This is a genomic window from Algoriphagus halophilus (genome assembly GCF_041729275.1).
GTDB classification, from domain to species: domain Bacteria; phylum Bacteroidota; class Bacteroidia; order Cytophagales; family Cyclobacteriaceae; genus Algoriphagus; species Algoriphagus halophilus_A.
On sequence record NZ_CP146486.1, the window covers coordinates 684,140 to 707,379 of the forward strand.

The window sequence follows — 23,240 nt, forward strand, 5'->3', positions numbered from 1 at the left end:
TTATGGCCTATAAAATGGAGCAAACCATGCGTTGGTATGGCCCAAATGACCCAGTAAGTCTTCAAGATATCCTCCAATCGGGAGCATCTGGAATTGTCACTGCCTTGCATCATATTCCCAATGGCGAAGTTTGGACCATTGAGGAGATTCAAAAAAGAAAAGACATTATTGAAAAAGCAGGATTAACCTGGTCAGTAGTAGAATCCGTTCCAGTTCATGAGTTAATCAAAACCAGAACAGGGAATTTTAAAGAGCTCATTGAAAACTATAAGCAAAGCATTCGAAACCTTGCTACGGTAGGAATTCATACGGTATGTTATAACTTCATGCCTATTCTGGATTGGACCAGAACCGACTTATTTCATACCCTTCCGAATGGGGCGAAGGCTTTATTGTTTGAGAAAAAGCGGTTCAGGCATTTGACCTGTTCATTTTGAAAAGAGAAGGTGCAGAAGCGGAATATTCCCCAGAGGAGATACAAGAGATCAAGGCTTATTATGATGCCTTGAATCCCGAAAAGCACCAATTGATCATCGACAATATCTTAAAAGGACTTCCGGGTTCAGAGATCGGCTATACCCTCGAAGAATTTAAGGCTATGTTGGAAACCTATGCCGGAATTGATGCGCCTAAATTAGCCGAACACCTCAAGTTATTCCTGGATGAAATTGTACCGGTGGCTGAAGAAAACAAAGTCTATTTGGCAATTCACCCGGATGATCCCCCATTCCCTCTTTTTGGACTTCCTAGAGTGGTGTCTGTTGCAGCAGATGCTAGAAGGTTGATCACTGACCAGCCTAGCCCTTACAATGGTTTAACATTTTGTACCGGTTCTTATGGAGTCAGAGCGGACAATGACCTTCCAGCAATGGTCGCTGAATTCGGGGATCATATCCATTTTATTCATTTGAGAAGTACCAGAAGAAAAGAAAACGGGGATTTCTTTGAGGATAATCATTTGGACGGAAATGTTCCTATGGTGGCAGTCATAGATGAAATCCTTAAGGTTCAGGAAAAAGAGGAAAATCCCTTCCCATGAGACCTGACCACGGACATCAAATGTTGGATGACCTGAACAAAAAGACCAACGCGGGGTATTCTGCCATCGGAAGACTCAAAGGTCTGGCAGAAATCAGAGGAGTTGAAGCTGCACTACTTTACAGTAAATCAAAATGACAGAAAAGGAGAAAATGCTTGCAGGAGAATGGTACCTCGCCGCTGATCCAGAATTAACTGGTGACAGAATGCATGCCCGAAAACTTCTTAAAAAACTGAACGATTCTGCACCCGAAGACCCTGAGCTTCGGGTGCAGTTGGTTAGAGAGTTATTGGGAAAAGCCGGAAAAAATGTTTGGATAGAGCCTCCTTTCTTCTGCGATTATGGATACAATATTGAAGTGGGAGATGATTGTTACTTCAACTTCAACTGTGTCGTGCTGGATGTCACTCCAGTGAAAATGGGAGATCGGGTCCTGGTGGCTCCCCATGTTCAATTTTATGCCGCTACCCACCCTACACAAGCAAAGGCAAGAGGTGAACTTTGGGAATTCGGCAAGCCCATTACCATTGGCTCTGATGTATGGATTGGTGGTGGTTCAATTATCTGTCCTGGCGTGACTATTGGGGATAATTCCATTGTTGCTGCAGGGTCAGTGGTTACCAAAGATGTCCCACCGGGGGTGATCGTCGGAGGAAATCCTGCCAAGTTCATCAAAGAAGTTCCTTCCTCAAATGAATAGCCTATCTGCTATTTTCTGTCCTTATATCAGGTGAGGGTTTAAAATGAAAAACATTTCCCTATTTTTGGCTTGCAATAGTTATATCTTTTGAATTAAATAAATGAAAAGAGTTTTAGTAACAGGCGGAGGAGGATTCCTTGGAAGCCACCTTTGTGACCGACTTTTAAAGGAAGGAAATGAAGTTTTGTGTGTTGATAATTTTTTCACAGGAAACCGAAGAAACATCCACCACCTTCTTGATAACAAAAATTTCGAATTACTTCGTCATGATGTCACCCATCCTTTATATGTGGAGGTAGATGAAATTTATAACCTAGCTTGTCCTGCCTCCCCAATTCACTATCAATTTGATCCGGTTCAAACTACCAAAACCTCAGTGATTGGTGCCATGAATATGTTAGGATTGGCCAAAAGACTCAAAATCAAAATTTTACAAGCTAGTACCTCGGAAATTTATGGAGATCCTGAGATTCACCCACAACCTGAATCTTATAGAGGTAATGTGAATACCTTAGGACCAAGGGCTTGCTATGATGAAGGGAAGAGGTGTGCAGAAACCTTGTTTTTCGATTACTTCAGACAGCACCAAGTACCGATCAAGGTCATGCGTATTTTCAATACTTATGGGCCAAGAATGCATCCAAATGACGGTAGAGTGGTTTCAAATTTTATCGTTCAGGCTTTAAAAAATCAAGACATCACCATTTATGGTGATGGAAAACAAACCAGGTCATTCTGCTATGTAGATGATAATATCGAAGGAATGTACCGATTGATGAACAGCAGGGATGGCTTTACTGGACCGGTAAATATTGGTAACCCTGGAGAGTTTACCATGTTGGAATTGGCTCAAGAAATTATTGACTTGACCAATAGCAAAAGTAAATTGGTATTTATGCCTTTGCCTCAGGACGATCCCATGCAACGAAAGCCAGTCATCGATTTGGCAAAAGAAGAGTTGGGTTGGGAGCCAAAAGTCGCATTGAAAGATGGGTTGATCAAGACCATCAACTATTTTGAAGAAATCATTTAGATTGGATTCCAATCCAAAAAGCCATCTCCAAAGGATGGCTTTTTTTAATCTTTTCAAAAATATACCCAGGTCCATCACAAGGAGTGGCAGAAAAATTATTCAATTGATTATTGAAGCGTAATACCAATAGTTCTTTATCTGGTTGACCACAGTTATTGGTGATCACATCTCCTTCTTTAAATTCCAAGTTGACATACAATTTGGCATCACTGGAGCTGTAGGCAGGCACTTGTCTTAAAGTATAATCACCTGAAGCAGTTTTCAAGTCCTCTCCTCCACTAATTCTGGTTTTTTCAAAAGTCCCATTGGAGTAAAACCGATAGGTCTGAAAATTTTCCTTGACAAACTCTGAGCTGCTTTCACCAATCCAGGGATTGTAGATTTCAACCAGTTCCCATTTTCCCACAATACTATCTGGATCAGAATCTTCATTGTCACATGAAATGAATAAAATGGAAATCAAAGAAAGTAAAAACAGTTTTTTCATGGGAATAAATGAGTTTAAAGCAATAACGGGTAAAGTTTCCAAAACGCTACAGGGCCAAAAAAAGCCCATTCTTTGAGAAATGGGCTCTATAAATTCTATGAATAAAACTCGTTAAAACTTCAATTTTCTATGCCCAATTTCTCTAAATGAGCCTCCTTGATTTTCCTCCGCAGAATTTTTCCCACGTTGGATTTCGGAAGTTCATCAGTGAAATACACTTCTTTTGGGCATTTGTAATTGGTCAAGGATTCAAGACAATGGGCTTTTACCGCTTCCTCGGTTAAGGATTTATCATTAGGAACAATGAAAGCAACCACTTTTTCAGTAGACTTCGGATCAGGCATACCGATCACTCCTACTTCCAACACACCAGGGCATGAAGCAATCACATCTTCCACTTCATTGGGATAGACATTGAAGCCAGAGACCAAAATCATTTCTTTCTTCCGGTCCACAATTTTAAAAAAGCCATCTTCATCCATGATTCCGATATCGCCTGATTTAAACCACTCTCCTCTCATGACCTCAGCCGTTTCCTTGGGTCTATTCCAGTATCCCTTCATCACTTGAGGGCCTTTGATGCAGATTTCTCCTCGCTCCCCTACTTTCAATTCTTTCCCATCATCATCCATCACTATTAATTCTGTATTTGGAAGAGGAATACCAATCGTCCCATTACGCTCCGTCCCATCAATGGGGTTACAAGAGGCTACTGGGGAAGTTTCCGTCAGTCCATACCCCTCTGCCAATGGTGTTCCAGTCACTTCTTTCCATCGTTCGGCGGTTGACTTTTGAACAGCCATCCCTCCTCCTACGGCGATTTTCAGGTGGGAAAAATCAAGATTTCTAAATGATTCTTGGTTCAATAAGCCATTGAATAAGGTATTAACCCCAGTGAAGACGGAGAATTTGTGGTTAGAAAGTTCCTTACAAAATGCAGGCATATCCCTTGGATTCGTAATCAACACATTGTGTGCTCCGATCTTCAGCATTGCCAAACAATTTACCGTCAGCGCAAAAATATGATACAACGGAAGTGCGGTGATTACTACCTCCTCTCTAGGTTTCAATTTAGGCTTCATCCAAGCTGAAATCTGCTGCATGTTTGCAATGATGTTCCCATGGGTCAATTCTGCTCCTTTGGAAACGCCGGTCGTTCCTCCAGTGTACTGTAAAAATGCAGTTTCTTTTAGAGTGATTTTGGAGCTTCTAAACTCATACTCAGCTCCCTGGTCCAAGGCAGATTTTAGAGAGTCAGCCCCAGGCAAAGAATAACTAGGCACCATTTTTTTTACGTGCTTGACCACTAGATTGACCAGGGTACCCTTGAGCAGCCCAAGCATATCTCCAAGTTCTGTTATTATAATTCTCTTTGCATGTATTTCATTCCTGATTTTCTCCAGGTTAAAAGCAAAATTGGCTAAGATCACCACGACATCTGCTCCAGCATCATTGAATTGATGCTTCATCTCCGCGGAAGTATACAATGGGTTGGTATTGACAACAATCATCCCAGCTCTTAAGGCTCCAAACATGACTACGGGATATTGGAGGCAATTGGGCATCTGAATGGCTATCCTAGCTCCTTTTTCCAACTTCAATACGTGAATCAGGTAATTGGCGAAATAGGAAGAATACTTATCTAAATCATTAAATGAAAGTGTTTTCCCCATACATTCATAAGCGATGGTTGGGCCATATAATTTTACACATTCCTCAAATAGCTCAGGAACACTTTGATAGGCTTCACAGTCTACAATTTTATCTACCGATTCAGGGTAATGTTTAAACCAGGGAAAATCCTTCATTTCAATGTATTTTGGGTATTTAAATTTTTCTGAATTACTAAAATTTATTGTCTTTCAACAATTAAATCCTATTACTATTTTAAAATTTTTCTTGCAATCAATTCTTTCATGATCTCATTGGTGCCTGCATATATTCTTTGAACCCTGGCATCTGCATAGGCTCTAGCCACTCCATATTCCCACATATATCCATACCCTCCGTGTAATTGCACGCATTCGTCTGCCACCTTACATTGCAGTTCGGTCATATTGTATTTTGCAGCAGAAGCCATGGCTGAATCAAGCTTTCCCTCATTATGCAACTGAACCAAATAATCGCAATAAATTCTCCCCTGCTCCAAAGCGGCAGTCATCTCCGCCAATTTGAATCTTGTGTTTTGAAACTCAGAAATTGATTTGTTGAATGCTTTTCTAGCCTTGACATACTCAATCGTAGAAGTCAGCATATACTCTCCCAAGGCCACCGCTGCCAAGGCGACCACAAGGCGTTCCTGGGCAAGTTCGATCATCAGGTATTTAAAGCCTTCTCCTTCTTTTCCTAGCAAATTTTCCTTGGGCACTTTCACATCTTCAAAGAATAATTCGCAGGTATCTTGGGCATGTAAACCCACCTTGTCAAATGGCTTTCCTTTTGTAAAACCTGGCATATCCTTATCGATCACCATAAGGCTAATCCCCTTTGCGCCCTTGGTGGGGTCCGTTTTTACAGCTACCACGACTACATCACACAAGAACCCATTAGTGATAAACGTTTTGGATCCATTGACTAAATAATAATCCCCTTTATCTTCTGCTCTTGTCTGAATTCCCTGAAGATCACTTCCTGCTCCAGGTTCTGTCATGGCTACCGCCCCGATGTAATCCCCAGAAATCATCTTTGGAATATATTTATTCATCACCTCCTCAGTCCCAAAATGTAAAATATAGGGCATCACTATATCACTATGTAAAGGATAACCAATGGCAGGACCCGAACATCCGCTGAGACCAAGCTCTTCCACCAAAATGGCATTAAATCTAAAATCCTGAATATTCATTCCTCCCAAGGACTCGGGGGCTTGAATTCCTAGAAATCCATTTTCTCCAAACTTCTTCCAGGACTCTCTTGATACCATTTTATTTTTCTCCCATTCCATATTATGGGGAGTTACTTCTTTCGCTATAAAATCTCGAACACTTTGGCGAAAAAGTTCGTGTTCTTCCGTAAATAAGGTTCTTGGCAATCCAAACATATAGGGTTTATATTTTTATCTCGTTATCAAAAATAAGGATTTTTGGATGTGGGCAAGTCCAAAATTGTATGGGATGCGACACAATGCTGAATCTTTCCTAATTTGTACTCATTATCCATCATCTAAACTTATGTTTGAAGGCGTATGTTTATTCCTTGACAATCATTAAAAACTGTAGCATGAATCTGGAAGAAAATACCAGGTTGGAAGAAATTTCAACCATCCCATTTTGGAAAGCGGATGAAAGAATCCTAAAGTCTGAATCGGCCGGGGAGAGCAATATGAATGTGGTGGTAAGAGTAACCACCAACCTACGCTCGGTGATCATCAAACAATCAAAACCCTATGTCAACAAATTCCCTCAGATTCCTGCCCCGATTGAAAGAATAGATGTGGAACATGAATTTTTTAAGGCCATAGGCAAGAGTTCTACCCTAAGAAATTATTCACCCCAGGTTTTAAAATTTATTCCAGAACAACATTTGTTGATTACCGAAGATTTGGGAAAAGGAAGTGATTTTGCAGGAATATATCGCGGAGATTTCAAGTTAGGCAAAACGGATGTAAATGACCTCTGTGACTACCTGATTGCACTTCATGGTCTAGAACCCAAAGCATTCCCAGATAACACCTTGATGAAGAAACTGAATCATGAGCATATTTTTAGCTTCCCTTTTCAAGTTGAAAATGGGTTTGATTTAGATTCGATACAGTATGGACTTCAAGATCTCAGTCTGAAATACAAAACCAACATCCCTTTAAAGAGGAAAATAGAGGAACTTGGAAAAAGATACTTAAAACAAGGAGAAACCCTTTTACATGGGGATTTTTACCCTGAAAGCTGGTTAAAAACAGGAGCCGGTTTAAAAGTCATTGATCCAGAATTTGCATTTTTGGGAGATCCTGAATTTGATTTAGGAGTACTATTTGCCCATTTGGATCTTGGGCAGCAGCCAGAGGAGGTCAAAACCAAAATTCTTCAGACTTATGCCCTACCGCTTTCTCCAGAATTATTAAATCAATATCAGGGTGTGGAGCTATTGAGGCGTTTAATAGGGATTGCGCAGCTGCCTCTCAACATGACACTACCGCAAAAAGAACGCTTACTAGAAAAAGCAGAACAATTGATTCTATCTTAGTATGAAACACCTTCTGATTTCATGTCTTTTCCTCCTATTGTTCATTGCCTGTAAATCAGACAAAAAAGAAGAAATAGTGAAGGAAGAAGAATACCATTACGTTGATCCAGGGCTTTCTCCAGAGGAATTAGAAGATAAAATTCTTGGAATGCTCGTGGGATCAGCCATAGGCGATGCCATGGGGGCTCCTACAGAAATGTGGTCAAGAGAAGACATTGATCTGCAATATGGCTTTGTGGAACAGCTGGACTCTATGGTCAGAGAAGTTTCTCCAGAAGGGATTTGGTTACCGAATTTACCTGCCGGAGGAACCACCGATGACACCCGATGGAAAGAACTGACGGTAAATTACCTGCTCAGTCAAGATCCGCATTCCTTAAATTCTGCTGCCTTTGCTCGGTACATATGGGACCAATACTCTGAGTATGTGCAGGAGTTGAAATCCATCAAAGGAGTAAACCCTTCCGAAATCGAAGGGGCTACGCTCAAACTTACTTGGCTCCAAGAATGGGCAAAAGTGAGTCAACCTTATATCCAAGGGAACCTGGATGGATATGCCGATTCCTTAAGCAGGTTTTATGGAGGTGAAATGGTTTGTGCAGGCCTATTGTATGCCCCGGCCATTGGTGCCGTTTTTCCTGCCAATCCTGAAAAAGCATATCAAGAAGCCTATAAGCTCTCTATTTATGACATAGGATATGCTAGAGATTTAACGGCTTTAGCTGCGGCCATGACCGCTGCAGGAATGAGGCAGGGAGCTACCAAAGAAGATTTGTTAGCGTCTTTGAGAATAGATCCCAGAGGGTATTATGAAAGCAGATTGGTGGGAAGAACTGCTCAACGGATTTTGGTAGAGGCCCTTAGAATACATCATCAATCCTTGGAGTTAGATAGCACGGAATTCAGACTGAACCCCAACAGTGAAGGATTAAAATATGCCTTTGCAGAATTGGACCAACGGCAGCAGGACATGCCTTTTCATGCAGGTGAAATCTACCTACAACTATTGACAGCCATGCTGTATGCGGATTTTGATTTTCAGGGAACGCTGGTTTTTTTGGTGAATTATGGGAGAGATAATGACACCACCGCTGCAGTGGCTGGGGGTATTTTGGGTGCTTTTTATGGATTTGATCAATTGCCAAGCTCCTCCAAAGAAAAAGTTGTCCAGGTAAGCAAAGAAATACTGGGCATCGATTTAAAAGAACTGGCAAAGAATTTAACAGTACACATTAGTCAAAATAAAAAGCTCCCGAATTAATCCGGGAGCTTTTAGCTGTGGTAGTTGAATAGGTTAGAAAAACAGGGTTCTACTTCTTCCCAATGCATCCGTCAATTCCATGTACACTTGATCTGCTTTGAGGTCTTTTAAAGTGAAATCTTGCTTGAATGCCTCAGGCTGATCGATGAACTCTTCATAAATCAATTCTCCAGAGGAAGCAGAATGAATCTCCACTTTTACTCCCGGCTTGGTTAAGCCAATCACAGAAAGGTTGATGGTATTGTCATCTATTGCTTTTCCATATGCCATCAAAGGAAGGTGATCTGCAGGGATCGGTCTATCTATGGTTTCTACTTCATAAATCACTTCCTCCTCTTTGGTCTCAATTTTCACCAAGTAATCTCCTTCTGGCAACCCATTCAGGTTGAATGGAACCACTACATCTGTGTTTTTCAAATGAACTTTTCTGTCTGCCAATTTTTTCCTGACTCATCCAGGATGGAAATTTTGGCATTCCCTACTTCACTCTTTAAAGTGACATTGATTTTCTTGAATGTGGAATTGACTCCTGACAATTCTCTTAAGTCATCCTCTGCAGCAAGAGCGCTAAAAGATATTGCGCTGGCCATTGCTAATGCTAAAATAGTTTTCATAATTATGTTGGTTTAGATTTATACTTATCTTTTTACCAACGCTGTACCAAGTTTAAATCTCCCTGAAATTTCCAGGAGGAAGGATTTCCACTCTACCACAGAAAAACAGAATATTATTTGGATGCTCTTTAATAAAATGAGCTCAATCAGATAAAAAACCTACAGAATGCGGGTATTCTGTCATAAAACCGAACGATTTGGCTATGTTTTAGAAATTCCCAGGTTACAGTTGAGGGATATTTTTACTGCTTTTTAACATAAAAAATAAAGTGAAAAAAGTATGGAGATTCTTTGTTGGCCCAAGTACCTGTACGCATTTGTACACCTTTGTTCACCCAGAGTCATTTTCACGAAAGGGCAAAAACAATTGCAGCAAGAAACCGCCTAGCGTCCTCTTCCTCAATCAATTACCTCATCCTTTTATTTTTGAAGGTGTTACTCGCTTTTGATGAGTCAAGAACCATTTAGGTGATGTGTCCAATTTTCATGGATAAAAAAAAGCCCTGATCGTGAGATCAGGGCTTACTTCTAATAAGTTGGTTTAGAATTAGAAGAAAATGGTTCTTGTTCTTCCCAAAGTGTCTTTTACTTCAAGGTAAACATCCTCAGAGTTCATTCCTTTGAAGGAGAAGTCTTTTCTGAATCCTTCTGCTTGGTCAATCGTTTCCTCATGGATGACTTTTCCACTTTCTGAAGAATATACTTTTACTTCTACTCCAGGCTCGGTCAATCCTACTACCGCAAGACTTACAGTGTTTTCATCCACCACTTTTCCGTATGCCATTAAAGGTAGGTCTTCTACAGGAATTGGGGAATCGGTCGTGTTGACAGAATAGATTACTTCTTCTTCATCTGTTACAATTTTAATTTGGTACTCACCTGCCGGTAAATTTTGCATATTGTAAGGAACCACGATACTTTCATCCTTTACGTGAACCCTCTTTTGGTTCAGGCTTTTTCCTTCTTGGTTAAGGATAGAGATTTTTGCATTTCCAACCCCCTCTTTTAAAGTAACATTGATCTTTTTATAGTTGGTGTTTACAGCTGAAAGATCTTTCAAATCTTCGTTTGCGTTTGCTGTCAATGCGCTAAAAGATAAGGCGCTAGCCATTGCGAATGTGAATAAGGTTTTCATAACTTGTTGGTTTAGTGTTGTGCTTACCTTATTGCCAAGCTCGTACCAAACCAATGGCTTGTGCCAAAACCACATGTAATGATTCTTCTTTTATTTTACTTTTTTAACAGTTTATCAAAATTAAATTTTGAAAAATTCATGATTTTTTAACAAAATCTGTCCACTTCCAATTCACTTTACTGTTCGACTGTCTTACAAGCGGACATATTTCCGGGTTATCCAGGATTTTCAGGGTTACAAAAAAATGAACTTGTTAAGGAAATTTAATTTCGAAAAAGCTTCAAAATCTTTTTATAATTTTTGTTGCCAAAAATAAACTGTACGGTACTGTACATATTTTGTCCGTTAGGATTCAAGTATTCGGACAAAGCATTGACTCATCTTCTTTTCTCTTTTGATTATTTATGAAGATTTCGAGCTGGATTTAACTGAATCTGGATCTTTACTTCTTATCCAAGGCATGATCTCCTCAAATAGAATTATGTAAAGAATCAATTCACTTTATTTACTATTCTACAATTCTTTAGAAAGCTGGTAAAAAATAGCGGAGTCAAGGAAACGTAGGTAAACTTGAACCCCTCCCTCTCATTATTTATGAAGAAATTAACAATATAACGATTCATTCAATTTTTTTGATTGGTTTGGATTGGAATCTGCCTACCTGTTTGAGTGCCTCTTTACCTGGGTTTGGAATAAGTAGCCTTTGATAGTTGAACAAAGATTGAATCAACAGTTTCCTTTCCTGTTTAAAAAAAAGTCTGTTGTCCCCAAGGAATATCCACACATTATATAATCAGTCTCTTGGTAAATGAAACTGTTTTTGGTTTTCAAACAAGTTGCTCTCGTCTTTTCCCTGAAGCCAATGGTTCAGCTTTTGTGGGCTAGTTCAATCCCTCCAATTTCGTTTTAATAAACGACGGCAATTCCAACCCTCCTTTTCATCCTATTTGATGTGTTGTCAACTTATTTTAGGACGAGACACAAAAAAAGCCTTAACCCGGAGGTTAAAGCTCTTTCATCAACTAAACTAGGTTTGAAAGCCTAAAAATGAATGATTCTAGTTCTTCCTAAGGCGTCAGTTACTTCTAGGTAAATATCTTCTGGGTTGATCCCATTGAAAGTAAAGTCTTTCTTGAAACCTTCAGCTTGGTCGATGTATTCTTCATAGATTACTCTTCCTCCTTTTTCGGTTTTCACTTTTACTTCCACACCTGGTTCTGTAAGGCCTATGACAGCCAAATTGATCGTATCATCATCTAACAGTTTTCCATATGCCATTAAAGGCAACTCTTCAGTAGGAATCGGTCTCTCCTTTGTTTCTACCGTGTACACTACTTCCTCGTCGTCAGTAGATATTCGTACTTGGTATTCTCCACAAGGCAATTCATCCAAATTATAAGGGACCATGAGGTCGTCATTTTTTACATGTACCTTTCTTTGATGAAGTTTATGACCATTCATATCGATGATGGCAATTTTGGCATCACCTACACCTTCTTTAAGTAATACGTTGATTTTTTGAAATTTGAATTTACGTCAGACAAGGCTCTTAAATCGTCGTCTGCGTTGGCTAAAGCGCTAAAAGAAAGTGCGCCTGCCATAGCTAAAGTGAATAAGGTTTTCATAACAGTGTTGGTTTAGTGTTGTGCTTTCTATGATGCCAAGCCCATACCAAAACCTATTTCACTTGCCAAACCTTAAGATTTCAAACAATCTTATTCTTAATTTATTTTAATTTTTACGAAATAATATTTTAATGTATCGACATTAAACCGAACAATTCCGCACAGTTTTGAAACAATTTCTTGTTCGGTTGTCATGCATGCGGACAAATTTGTACCGTATTGCAAAAAACAGAGGTTACACTTTATTGCATTTTTTATGAAAAAATAATTTTTATTTTTTCTTAACCCATTGATTACAAAATGCTTAAAATCAAAAAACCTGTACGCTTATGTACAGGCTTTGTTCGCTGAGACACAGATTTTTGATTTATGTCAATTGTTATGGATCAAATGATCCTTCAGGGTTTTAACCCTTTCTTTGATGTCTATCGTGGAAATATCCAAGTTACCAGAGGTAGCTTTTAGAAAATCAGCCACTGCTCCTTCATGATCGGTAGACTTCCCTTCCGCCAAGGTAACATAGCGCATGGTCGTCCATAGCAGAGTCTTCAATTGCTTTTTACGATCATCAGTCATGTAATATTCAATGACCACCGTATTATGGTTATGCCAGATGATCCTACTCATGATCCGCACCCATTCCCCCACCATAGCCGGTTTGACATAACTGATATTATGGTTAAAAACCACCCACGCGGCTTTATACTTCCTAATTAGGTCCATTACTTCCAACCCATACAGTTTAGGCACCTGATCTTCTCTGGCATTGAAGAAATAATCAAAGTACTTCGCATTATTCAAATGCCTTAATGGATCACAGTCTTGAAACCGAATCACCACTCGGCTCTCCGTTTCCGAGGGGTAGTGTTTTTCCGGATCGTATTCAAACATGTCTTTTTAGTATTTCTTGACTATTAATTAATTTAATCCCTAACCCAAGCAGCTCCTCTATGGCAAAATCACCATCCATGGGATCCACATTTACCGCGCGGGTGGCATCCACAATCAGATAAGTTTCAAACCCCAAACCATGTGCATCCAAAGCTGTAAACTTCACGCAGTAATCCAATGCAAGTCCCGCGATGTAAACTTTCTTAATTCTATGAACTTTGAGGTATTTCCCTAATCCAGTATCTCCCTTTCTGGCATTGTCAAAAAAACCTGAATAGGAATCCACTTCTGGGTTTTTACCTTTTTGAAATATGGCTTTCCATTTATCCTGTTTTAAATCCGGATGAAATGAAGCCCCGGAAGTTCCCTGAACGCAGTGGTCTGGCCATAAAATTTGATCCATTCCCCCTAAGCCTATAAACTCCCCTACTTTTTTACCAGGGTGATTGGAAGCAAAACTGCCATGATTCGCGGGATGAAAATCCTGGGTAGCCACAATAAATTGAAAATGCTCCTGCAATGAATTAATGGTAGGAATGATCTGATCCCCCTCTTGTACCGCCAATGCCCCTCCCGGTAAAAAATCATTCTGAACATCCACTATGACTAAGGCTTCTTCTTTACTTTTCATCTTTCGGGTCTAACTGTTGTGCTTTTAAAACCAATTCTGTTCTCAAATGGTGCAAATTCTCCTCTAAGCCTACCGGATACAGGTGAGGGTTGACCATTCGTTTATGGGTTTTATCAAATGATTCTAACTGTTCCTTTGCCCTTTGACGAATCCTCTCCAGACCTGGGGATTTGTACACTTGCTTTCCTTTCCTGAAAATAGGCTGGAGCAATTCCTCTTCCTGGTAAAAATAAGGCATGATCCTTTTTCTTCTGGTACTATCAATTGGATCAATAATTACCAATCCTTTGGGATTGATTTCCTGATCCTCCAGGTAAATCATATCTGCTACAGCCTTTCCTTTCGAATAATACCGCTTTACATTATGGACACCTGGGATATTGATTTTCAATGACTGCTGTGAAATTTTTATTTTTGGAACATAGGTTCCATTCTCTATTCGAATGGCAGATAGCTTATACACTGCCCCCAAAGCCGGTTGATCAAAGGCCGTCACCAATTTGGTTCCTACTCCCCAGACATTAATCGAAGCTTCTTGACCTTTCAAGGAGGTAATGATATGTTCATCTAAATCGTTGGAGGCCACAATTTTGGCTTCCGGGAAGCCCGCCTCGTCCAACATTTCCCTGGCTTTGTTGCTGTAATAGGCCAAATCGCCTGAATCAATGCGTATTCCAAGCATTTCCTTCCCTTGCTTTCTTAGGGCCTGCCCCACTTTGATGGCATTTTTGACTCCGGTGATGGTATCATAGGTGTCTACCAAAAAAATGCAACGATCGGGAAAAGCATCCGCATATGCCTCAAAAGCCTCCATTTCAGTTTCGAAGGACATAATCCAGCTATGTGCATGGGTGCCTGACACAGGAATCCCAAACAGTTTCCCTGCCATGACATTGCTGGTGGAGCTACACCCCCAATATAAGATGCCCTGGAGGCCGCTAATGCCCCATCAATCCCTTGGGCACGCCTAAGTCCAAATTCCAACACGGGCTCCCCCTTGGCTGCTAAATTAATCCTGGCAGCTTTGGTGGCAATCAAGGTCTGGAAGTTGAAGATATTTAATAAAGGAGTTTCCAATAACTGGCATTGAATCAATGGCCCTTTCACCCGGATCATCGGGGCATTCGGAAAAACCACGGTACCTTCTTCCACAGCATCAATATCACAGCTGAATTTCATGTTGGATAGGTACTTGAGGAATTCGGATCAAAAAGCAATTCACCTTCTTGATTTTTCATTCCCGCTAAATAGTCGATATCCTCTGAACCGAACTTGAAGTTCTTGCAATAATCCATCACATAATCCAAACCTGCAGCTAAGGTAAAACCACCTTGAAATGGATGCTTTCTAAAAATAAATTAAATACGGCTTCCTGCTCCGCTTTACCTGATTTCCAATAGGCATAAGCCATGGTCAGTTGATAGAAATCAGTTAATAAGGCCAAAGAGCCCTGATAAAGATCTTTAGTGATTTTCATAAAAGAATTGCTAGCCTATAAAGGTACTATGGATGCGTACTTCCACAAACTTTTATCCCTATGCATTTTTAACCCGGTAATTCAGGATGACCCCTAATAACAATAGCCCCATTCCCACATAGGCCATGAACGTATACGCTTCTCCAAAAAAGAAGAAACCGAAGATTAATGCATAAAAAACGCCCAGATAACTCAAACTGGAGATCCTGGAGACATTGGCATTTTGGTAAGCAACGGTCATAAAATATTGAGCGGTCTGTGTACAGATTCCGATCCATAATAAAAAGGCCCAATCCCAACCCTCCGGTTGAACCCAAGTGAAGAAACTGACAACTCCGGCAATTGGAAGCGTCACTAAGGGGAAATAAAAGATGATCACTAAAGGATGTTCTGTGTTTTTCAGCTTCCGGATCACATTGTAAGCCAATCCGGAAAACAAGGCAGAAATGAATCCGATACTTGCATAAAGCAGGTTTACACGGGTATCAAACCCTTGTACCATGACCACTCCCGCAAATGAAATAGCGAAAAACAGAAACTGGATAGGCTTCACCTTCTCTTTTACCAAGAAGATCCCAAGAATGGTGGTCAAGATGGGAGATAGATATTGTAAGGTAACCGCACTGGCCAATGGTATTTTTTGCAGTGTATAGAAGAAGGAGATCAATCCCACAGAACCTACCACTCCTCTCAGTACCAAAAGTTTTTTATTTTTCCGAACACAGGCACATGTTGCCTTCTTAACATGGTAAAGCTGAACACCAAACTAAAGAGAGACCTGAACAAGATAATTTCTATGGCAGGAATATGAGGAATGTACTTGACAGAAACATTCATCAATGCAAAAAAAACTCCAGCCAATAACATGGACTGGACACTGCTTATCTTCACAAGTAATTCATTTGGTGGTTATCAAGATCAAATGTAAAAAACCGGAAGAAAGTTCAAGAAAATTGGAAGGAATTAAAAATAGGGAAGCCTGGATTAACTAACTGGTTTTAATTCATCTGCCACCCTCCTATTTCAACTATAAAAGCTGGAACCCATCAAGAGCTCATTGGACCAATTATATAATCAGACCATCTTTCATGGTTAATTGCCTATCCGCCATACCTGCCAGTTCTTCATTATGGGTGACGATTACAAAAGCCTGACCCAATTCCTCTCTCAATGTAAAGAACAGGGAATGTAAGGCTCTCGCATTTTCCGTATCCAAGTTTCCACTGGGTTCATCCGCAAACACCACTGCTGGATCATTGATTAAGGCCCTGGCTACAGCGATCCGTTGCTGCTCCCCTCCTGAAAGGGTGGAAGGTTTATGGTCCAGGCGGTGACTGATACTTAACAATTCTGCCAGTTCCCCAGCCCGCTTCTCCAATGCAGCGGGGTTCCCTCCTTTGATCATCCCTGGGATCTGGATGTTTTCCGATGCTGTAAATTCAGGCAATAAATTATGGAACTGAAAAATAAAGCCTATTTGTTGATTGCGGAACTTGGCCAGATTTTCCCCGGTCAATTTCAAGAGATCTTTGTCCTGCATGGTCAGGATTCCGGAATCCGGTTTGTCCAAGGTCCCCAAAATATGTAAGAGGGTACTTTTCCCTGCACCCGAAGAACCGACAATAGAAACTATTTCTGAGGATGAAATTTCTACATCCACTCCCTTTAATACATGTAGATTTCCATAGTGCTTATGGATACCACTGGCTTTCAGCATAGTAAGATTTTTTACAAATTTAAAATTAGGACAAATCTCTTCCAGATACTCAATTAATTCATAATAAACGCGATTTTTTGAGAAGAAAGGACAAATCTAGGTTTGATTTATCGGCTCTTAGGACTTAACTTCGGGCAAAAATTTTCATAGGATGAATATTCACGAATATCAGGCTAAAGAAGTATTAAAAGGTTATGGAGTTCGCATTCAGGAAGGTATTGTAGCCGACAGTCCAGAAGCAGCTCATGAAGCAGCAGTAAAGCTAAATGCTCAGACCGGAACTTCCTGGTATGTGATCAAAGCTCAAATTCATGCCGGTGGCCGAGGCAAAGGCAAAATCCAGTCTACTGGATCAAACGGTGTGGTTCTTGCCAAAAAACTAGAAGATGTAGCTGAAAAAGCTAAAAATATTCTGGGCGGGACTTTGGTGACGCATCAGACAGGACCGGAGGGGAAATTAGTAAACAAAGTGCTAGTTGCTGAAGATGTCTACTACCCAGGAGCATCCGAACCAAAAGAATATTATTTATCTATCTTATTGGATAGAGCAACTGGAAGCAATGTGATTATGGCTTCTACAGAAGGAGGAATGGACATCGAAGAGGTGGCTGAACATTCACCTGAAAAAATCATCAAAGAATGGATCGACCCTAAGGTAGGTCTTCAAGGTTTCCAGGTTAGAAAAGTAGCTTTCAAACTAGGTTTAACCGGCAACGCGTTCAAAGAGATGGTAAAATTCATTGCTGCTCTTTACAAAGCATACGAAGCCACTGATTCTTCTCAATTTGAAATCAACCCCGTGTTGAAAACTTCAGATGACAAGATCTTGGCAGTAGATGCAAAAGTAAACTTGGATGACAACGCACTATACAGACATAAAGATCTTGCGGAGCTAAGAGATTTGTCTGAAGAAGATCCATTGGAAGTTGAAGCTGGAAAATCCGGATTGAACTATGTGAAATTGGATGGAAACGTGGGTTGTATGGTGAACGGTGCTGGTCTGGCCATGGCCACTATGGACATGATCAAACTTTCAGGTGGTGAGCCTGCCAACTTCCTTGATGTAGGAGGAGGAGCCAATGCTACTACTGTTGAGGCTGGTTTCAGAATCATCCTTCAGGATCCTAATGTAAAAGCGATTTTGATCAACGTATTCGGTGGTATCGTAAGATGCGACAGAATTGCGAATGGTGTAGTGGAAGCCTATAAATCAATCGGTGATATTCGAGTTCCGATTATCGTAAGATTACAGGGAACCAACGCAGTCGAAGGTGCTAAAATCATTGACGAATCAGGATTGAAAGTTGCTTCTGCGATCACCTTGAAAGAAGCTGCTGACAAAGTTCAGGCAGTTTTGCAAGGATAATACATTACTGAAAATAATTTCAGGCACGCGTAGTTCAACTGGATAGAATATCGGATTTCGGCTCCGAGGGTTGAGGGTTCGAATCCTTCCGCGTGTACCAGAACCCCGGGTGAAAACTCGGGGTTTCTTTTTTTAGCAAACTTTAGTATAAGAAATTAATCACTTCCCATACCAGACAGACAAGATTAATTTGTTGGTATTTTATCCCTTTTTAGTGAAAAGTAGCGATAGCCAATAAATAATTAAAGTGAGAATGGTTCCGATCACAATTCCATAACTAAACCGCCAAAACCATCGCATTGCAAGCTGTCCTCCCTGAAATATTTCTTTCTCGGAAAACGAGAATGAAAGGTTACCCGCAAGTAAAAAAGAGATTGGTACCCAAAGAATTCCACTGATGATCATGAGTTTTAGGAATCCAGAAAGAATTTTGTTCAGTTTTCCAGTTGGTATTCTCATTTCTTCAATACCCCAATAAATGGTTAATGGTAAAGAAATCATCCCAGGCCAAGTTATCAGCGTTCCAAAAGGAATTGATGAGTCATTAACCAATGCTAGGGAAAGAACAGGTGAGCCTGTCACTAAAAGGACTATAGTGCAAAGTGTCAAAATTAAAGCCCCGAAAAAATATATCTTTCTTTTCTTCACCTTTTGTTATACGTGAATTGATTTCAAAACACTTTCAATTACTTGGTTTTGGCAATTATTTTTGGTCATTCTTTTAATCTAGGGAATCAAATGTATTTGAATAATATCTATTGTATTTGGACCAGTGTTTTACAACCTTTCTTTTTGGATACGGATTCTTATTAAAATCCAGCTCGCAAAAAGAAGCAGCATAACTGAGGTATAAAACGGTACAACCCAAATTATTTCAGCTTCAAATTTTAGGGTAATCAAAAAGGAACCAAGAGAAATTAATATAGCCCAAACAGCATAACCAAGTTCATCATAAAACCAAGCATAGGGAAATAAATGTGCTCCTGTTATGATGGCATAAGTCATGATAAAATAATCAGGGTACTTAATTAAAATAAAGATCAAGAATGGAAAATAAATAAGTTGAGCAAAATTCAACCAAAGGCCAAGTGGCTGCAATGAGTTGTCTTTTACTTTCCAATTTGTTTTCAAGATTTTTGATAATCCATAAGCAAGAGGAAGGAGAATTGCACCAATCATAAAAGTAAGAATACTCCTATTGTATGAAGAGTATTCTAAAGTCCATATATAGGAAATTAGTAACCATAAAACCCCAGCAGACAGTATGAAATCAATTCCATTTTTGGCTTGCAATTGAATTTCCAATTTTAATTCTTTCAAGTCTTTTTTTCCATAATTAATTTAATGACTTAATGAATGTTATTCGGTAAACCTTGAAAAGCCATTTCAGTTCAACCTAACTCGCAACTAACAGCTTTATCCTTAGGAATTTGATAATAGTTGAAATCAAATTAAGAATTTTGCCGATCTAATAAACTTTGCTTCCGAAAATTCCTTGAAGATTGAAAAGTTTTAATTGTCTCGACTCCTGTTTTGGGAAAATAAAGGTGAAAAAATCGAAAGTACATCGATAATGAACCCCATCTAATTAGATAAATTATATTGAGTAAGAACTTTCTAAAGTTCTAGTTTTATTCTCCAAAATCAACACATTATATACGAAGCCACATTACTATATCTTTATAAAGACACCTAGTATCCTTATATAAAAAAGGAGGACTAATATTTAAACAGTTCATCGGCGATAGAGCGCCAGAGATCACTTCTACCGATTGGTCTGATAAAAAGGTATAAAAGGTTGGCAATTCCCACAATGATCAAAGCCGGATGCCACCGCTTTAGCCTCCAACAAATAATTACAATGGGCACTATATAGATCAGGGTAGAGACAAAAAGTACGTCTATAAAGTCGTAAGGAGGAGGAAACCCAAAAATCAAAATGGTCGGAATGACTGCCAATCGACCCAATGCTGGCATCAAGGACCAAAAGACAGAAGATATCATCCACATGGCATGGTCTTCCAATTTATTTACTTTGATGATCGCCATCAGAACACTCACCCCAAATCCAATGATCGTTACCAAATCTGTAAAGGAAACTCCATATAAAAAATCTGCAGATATGATTGGATTCAGCTCTAGGTCAACCGCTGCTTTTAAATTCAGGGGAATAATGGTGATCGCTGAAAAGGTAACCCCTCCTGCCAGGAAAAGGGAAAGAATACCGTAGTATCTATGCTTTTTGACGTTCCCCCTTGTAATTAAATAGGGCTGGACAATCATCATGACATACCATAAGATGGCAGATAAACCATGCATATGTTGATGCCAAGTGGCTTCTGTCAATCTGAAAAAATATCCCCTTGAAAACCCCATCAATGCAATGACCAATGGAATAATGAGCCATTTATGTGCATTCTTAAAATTCGCTAGTGTCATATGGAAAAAAATTTAAGGAATTAAAATACAACTTTTAATCAATAAGAATGATCATCATATGGAATTGATGAATTGGAATCTACTAGGGCAATATCGGTATGGGGTATCAAAAAAAAATGCTGAAAATTTATTGAACCTAGAATAACGAACCCAGTAGAGGACTATTCATGCTTAATGGAACCTGATTTCTGATTGAATGGGTAAATGGTCCGATAGATGATTGCCTAGATAAACTTGTTTTTTAAAGGTCTTCTGTGGGAAATCCTGATCAATAAAAATATAATCAATCTTCTTGGTTGGGTCTTTCTCCGGGAAAGTAAGGTCATCCTCTGCTTGTGTCAGCTGAAATCTTGTTTTTAACAATTCGATTTCTGGGCTATTAGGCAAGGTGTTGAAATCCCCTGTTAAAACCACAGGATACTCTCCTCCCAAATACATCAAAATTTGTGATACCTGGGTCATCCTTGTCGGATGATCCAAGGCAAGATGTGCCGTAGCAAACCGTACCGTTCTCCCCGAGGCTAATTGAACCTTGGCAGAGAGAAATGCCAAGGTGCTGGTATCTCCATTGGGCCTAACACTTAAAATCCGATCATTTCTCACCTCTTCCAAGGGGAATTTGGATAGAATACCCAATCCATAAGCTCCCCCATCATACGCAAAATGTCTGGCGAATAGAGGATGCATCTTGGTGATTTGGGCCAAAATTTTCATTTGGTCCTGCTTCCCTGATCGATTACAGACACTGTCCACCTCCTGCAATCCTACAATATCTACCTGACTTTTTAGAATAAAATCACCTATTTCCCGAATACTCAATTTCTCCTCCCTTGTTGCACCATGATGGATATTGTAACTCATCACTTTGAGCGTTTGCGCATTTGAAATAATTGGGATTAAAAGTGCAAGGGTAAATATGATCTTGAGCATATAAAATAAATTTAAAGGACCGACTTGAAATTGACTTTTTAAGCTGGATAATTATTGCAAGGTTTAAAATTCTATCAATCTTTAATTTTATTCTCCAATATCAGCACGCTGGGGATTTCCTCCATTCCTTGTATCAATAGTTTGGTATATTCCAACACATTATGTGCATAAGCCCCTAAGACTATATCCTGATCTCCATCCTGATCTAAATCTCCCACATCCATGGTCAGCCACTTCCCCAATGCAGCATCCGGAATCACTTTTGGCTGAAAATCCCAGCCCCCCTGATTTTCGAACAGGATAAACTGTTGCCTGGGATCTTCCAGTTCATCATAAAAAGCAATGGTTGCCAAATCTAAATCACCATCTAGATCCACATCCAGCGCCATGGCCTTTGCAGCACCATATTGAGGATAAAACCAAACTTCTTCAAAATCTCCCTTCCCCTTGTTTTCATAGATACGGAAACCGTGGTAGGGTTTCAATACGGAGGAATAATCCCAGTTATCTCCATTGCTAACCAACAAATCCATTTCCCCATCTCCATTAAAATCCTGTAATTCAAAATAGCTGCTCCCCATGACCGGAGAGAACCTAAGCAGGACCCGTTCCTGATCAAATTGCCCATTACCCAGATTATAAAAAACGGAAATCCGCTCGTTTCCCTGGCAAAATAAGGCCACCAGATCTACCTGCCCATCCTGGTTCAGATCCGCCGCTTCTACTTTTCGGGCCCCTGCCCCACCCAGTTCTGTGGGGATTGAAGTCATATCTCCATTCCAATAGACCGAAATCCCTCCGCCATGATTCCCATAATTACATAAGATAAAATCGGCCTGCCCATCTTGCTGTAGATCTTCCCAAACTCCAAAAACGGGCCTTGGCAATCCATTTAAAACAAGGTTCCAGGAATTGTTGGTCAAATCCATCTCATACATGGCACCCTGGGAAAGATCATTGGGAGCAATGGAACCTATGCTGATAAAATCATAGACCTGAGGTGATTTCCGAATAAACTGAACTGCCGGACTTCCCATAGAAGGAAGCGTATACAACTCATCCTGTAGGTCTTTTGCATACAACTGGTTGTTGTTCCCATCAGCAATCAACAGCTCACCTCGCTCCTCATTGATTGCCACCAAACTTGTCTTGGGACTTTTGATGCCTTCAATGAACAAATTTTTGGCCTCAAACCCCTCCAATGCAACTCGATCATGCTTCGCTTCCTGCCCAGGTAAGCCATCGGGAGCCTGGGCTTCGTAAAACTCCATAATCCATTGAAAGTCCTCCTTTCCGATGATAGGTGTAGATGGATATATACCCATTGATTTCAACACCGCGGTCTCTTCTTCGGTCTTGTCCCAAACTCCCAAACTATCCTGGGCCTCCTTGATGCCCATCATAGCAGCCATCTGCGGCAAAACTTGCATTTTCCACACCTGTTTTGGCAATAGATCCGGACTGGGAAATGCATGACATGCCCCACAATAGCTTTCCGCGAGTTGCTTTCCCTTTAGATTTAATTCGTTTTGGGCCAATGTGAAATTAATTGGAAACATGAAGAGGACCAGCCACCAAATACAGCCTTTGATTGGTGTTTGGTGAAGCAAAAGCTTATTGATGAACCAATTGATGAACTCTTTCAAATTGCCTTGAATAAAAATTCATCTAAACTAAAAAAACGCCTCAATTTTAAAATCAAAACAACTTAATCTT

At 40.0% G+C, this 23,240-nt stretch carries 19 protein-coding genes, 1 tRNA gene and 3 pseudogenes; 7 read left to right on the forward strand and 16 right to left on the reverse strand.

The genetic code is table 11. The annotated features are described in order from the left end of the window. The first annotated feature begins 2 nt into the window (after positions 1-2). From uxuA to V8V91_RS03650, 3 genes and pseudogenes are all read left to right on the forward strand, one after another. Positions 3-1,176: pseudogene (gene uxuA / locus V8V91_RS03640) on the forward strand (mannonate dehydratase). Continuing rightward, positions 1,173-1,739, forward strand: a complete 567-nt coding sequence (locus V8V91_RS03645; RefSeq protein WP_373398812.1) for a sugar O-acetyltransferase — start codon at positions 1,173-1,175, stop codon at positions 1,737-1,739. The pseudogene uxuA and the gene V8V91_RS03645 overlap by 4 nt, the downstream one beginning before the upstream one ends. A gap of 100 nt (positions 1,740-1,839) precedes the next feature. Beyond that, positions 1,840-2,772: a UDP-glucuronic acid decarboxylase family protein gene (locus V8V91_RS03650; protein ID WP_373398814.1), complete on the forward strand. Its 933-nt coding sequence runs from the start codon at positions 1,840-1,842 to the stop codon at positions 2,770-2,772. Here the strand turns inward: V8V91_RS03650 and V8V91_RS03655 are convergent. The 3 genes from V8V91_RS03655 to V8V91_RS03665 form a co-directional block, all read right to left on the reverse strand. Further along, the gene (locus V8V91_RS03655) at positions 2,765-3,259 is read right to left on the reverse strand and encodes a hypothetical protein (protein WP_373398815.1); all 495 of its coding nucleotides are present in this window, start codon (positions 3,257-3,259) and stop codon (positions 2,765-2,767) included. The two genes, V8V91_RS03650 and V8V91_RS03655, sit on opposite strands and share 8 nt — an antisense overlap. A 119-nt stretch (positions 3,260-3,378) precedes the next feature. Beyond that, entirely contained in the window at positions 3,379-5,067 is a 1,689-nt protein-coding gene (locus tag V8V91_RS03660) for an AMP-binding protein (RefSeq protein ID WP_373398817.1), read from the reverse strand. A gap of 74 nt (positions 5,068-5,141) precedes the next feature. Beyond that, positions 5,142-6,299 (reverse strand): acyl-CoA dehydrogenase family protein, encoded by a 1,158-nt coding sequence (locus V8V91_RS03665; protein ID WP_373398818.1) that lies wholly within the window; start codon positions 6,297-6,299, stop codon positions 5,142-5,144. A 179-nt stretch (positions 6,300-6,478) separates the two neighbouring features. On the opposite strand from V8V91_RS03665, the gene V8V91_RS03670 reads away from it, so the two are divergent. Next, the gene (locus V8V91_RS03670) at positions 6,479-7,438 is read left to right on the forward strand and encodes a phosphotransferase (RefSeq protein ID WP_373398820.1); all 960 of its coding nucleotides are present in this window, start codon (positions 6,479-6,481) and stop codon (positions 7,436-7,438) included. A 76-nt stretch (positions 7,439-7,514) separates the two neighbouring features. Beyond that, positions 7,515-8,699 (forward strand): ADP-ribosylglycohydrolase family protein, encoded by a 1,185-nt coding sequence (locus tag V8V91_RS03675; RefSeq protein WP_373398821.1) that lies wholly within the window; start codon positions 7,515-7,517, stop codon positions 8,697-8,699. A gap of 33 nt (positions 8,700-8,732) precedes the next feature. On the opposite strand, the gene V8V91_RS03680 is transcribed toward V8V91_RS03675, so the two are convergent. The 9 genes and pseudogenes from V8V91_RS03680 to V8V91_RS03720 form a co-directional block, all read right to left on the reverse strand. Then, a complete protein-coding gene (locus V8V91_RS03680; RefSeq protein WP_373398822.1) occupies positions 8,733-9,137 on the reverse strand; it encodes a hypothetical protein in 405 nt (134 codons plus the stop codon). Then, the gene (locus tag V8V91_RS03685; RefSeq protein ID WP_373398823.1) at positions 9,113-9,313 is read right to left on the reverse strand and encodes a hypothetical protein; all 201 of its coding nucleotides are present in this window, start codon (positions 9,311-9,313) and stop codon (positions 9,113-9,115) included. The genes V8V91_RS03680 and V8V91_RS03685 overlap by 25 nt, the downstream gene beginning before the upstream one ends. Positions 9,314-9,860: 547 nt before the next feature. Further along, positions 9,861-10,448 (reverse strand): hypothetical protein, encoded by a 588-nt coding sequence (locus V8V91_RS03690; RefSeq protein WP_074224448.1) that lies wholly within the window; start codon positions 10,446-10,448, stop codon positions 9,861-9,863. 1,041 nt (positions 10,449-11,489) lie between these two features. Further along, the gene (locus V8V91_RS03695; RefSeq protein WP_373398824.1) at positions 11,490-11,909 is read right to left on the reverse strand and encodes a hypothetical protein; all 420 of its coding nucleotides are present in this window, start codon (positions 11,907-11,909) and stop codon (positions 11,490-11,492) included. A 536-nt stretch (positions 11,910-12,445) separates the two neighbouring features. After that, positions 12,446-12,964: a thioesterase family protein gene (locus tag V8V91_RS03700; protein WP_074224450.1), complete on the reverse strand. Its 519-nt coding sequence runs from the start codon at positions 12,962-12,964 to the stop codon at positions 12,446-12,448. Then, positions 12,957-13,595 (reverse strand): bifunctional nicotinamidase/pyrazinamidase, encoded by a 639-nt coding sequence (pncA, locus tag V8V91_RS03705; RefSeq protein WP_373398825.1) that lies wholly within the window; start codon positions 13,593-13,595, stop codon positions 12,957-12,959. The genes V8V91_RS03700 and pncA overlap by 8 nt, the downstream gene beginning before the upstream one ends. Then, positions 13,585-15,072, reverse strand: a pseudogene (locus V8V91_RS03710) (nicotinate phosphoribosyltransferase). The gene pncA and the pseudogene V8V91_RS03710 overlap by 11 nt, the downstream one beginning before the upstream one ends. 58 nt (positions 15,073-15,130) lie before the next feature. Next, positions 15,131-15,939, reverse strand: a pseudogene (locus V8V91_RS03715) (DMT family transporter). Between the two features lie 199 nt (positions 15,940-16,138). Beyond that, positions 16,139-16,789 carry an ABC transporter ATP-binding protein gene (locus V8V91_RS03720; protein WP_373398827.1) on the reverse strand — a complete coding sequence of 217 codons (651 nt, stop codon included), beginning with the start codon at positions 16,787-16,789 and terminating at the stop codon, positions 16,139-16,141. 151 nt (positions 16,790-16,940) lie between these two features. Between V8V91_RS03720 and sucC the strand changes: the two genes are divergently transcribed. Then, positions 16,941-18,155: an ADP-forming succinate--CoA ligase subunit beta gene (gene sucC, locus V8V91_RS03725; RefSeq protein ID WP_074224455.1), complete on the forward strand. Its 1,215-nt coding sequence runs from the start codon at positions 16,941-16,943 to the stop codon at positions 18,153-18,155. Positions 18,156-18,178: 23 nt separating this feature from the next. Next, positions 18,179-18,255 (forward strand) — tRNA-Arg (locus tag V8V91_RS03730). A 677-nt stretch (positions 18,256-18,932) separates the two neighbouring features. On the opposite strand, the gene V8V91_RS03735 is transcribed toward V8V91_RS03730, so the two are convergent. From V8V91_RS03735 to V8V91_RS03750, 4 genes are all read right to left on the reverse strand, one after another. Next, positions 18,933-19,475 carry a hypothetical protein gene (locus V8V91_RS03735; protein WP_373398828.1) on the reverse strand — a complete coding sequence of 181 codons (543 nt, stop codon included), beginning with the start codon at positions 19,473-19,475 and terminating at the stop codon, positions 18,933-18,935. A 399-nt stretch (positions 19,476-19,874) separates the two neighbouring features. Further along, entirely contained in the window at positions 19,875-20,594 is a 720-nt protein-coding gene (locus V8V91_RS03740; RefSeq protein ID WP_373398829.1) for a hypothetical protein, read from the reverse strand. Between the two features lie 171 nt (positions 20,595-20,765). Next, positions 20,766-21,524: an endonuclease/exonuclease/phosphatase family protein gene (locus V8V91_RS03745; RefSeq protein ID WP_373398830.1), complete on the reverse strand. Its 759-nt coding sequence runs from the start codon at positions 21,522-21,524 to the stop codon at positions 20,766-20,768. A gap of 74 nt (positions 21,525-21,598) precedes the next feature. Continuing rightward, positions 21,599-23,170: an FG-GAP repeat domain-containing protein gene (locus tag V8V91_RS03750; RefSeq protein ID WP_373398831.1), complete on the reverse strand. Its 1,572-nt coding sequence runs from the start codon at positions 23,168-23,170 to the stop codon at positions 21,599-21,601. Between the last annotated feature and the right edge of the window lie 70 nt (positions 23,171-23,240).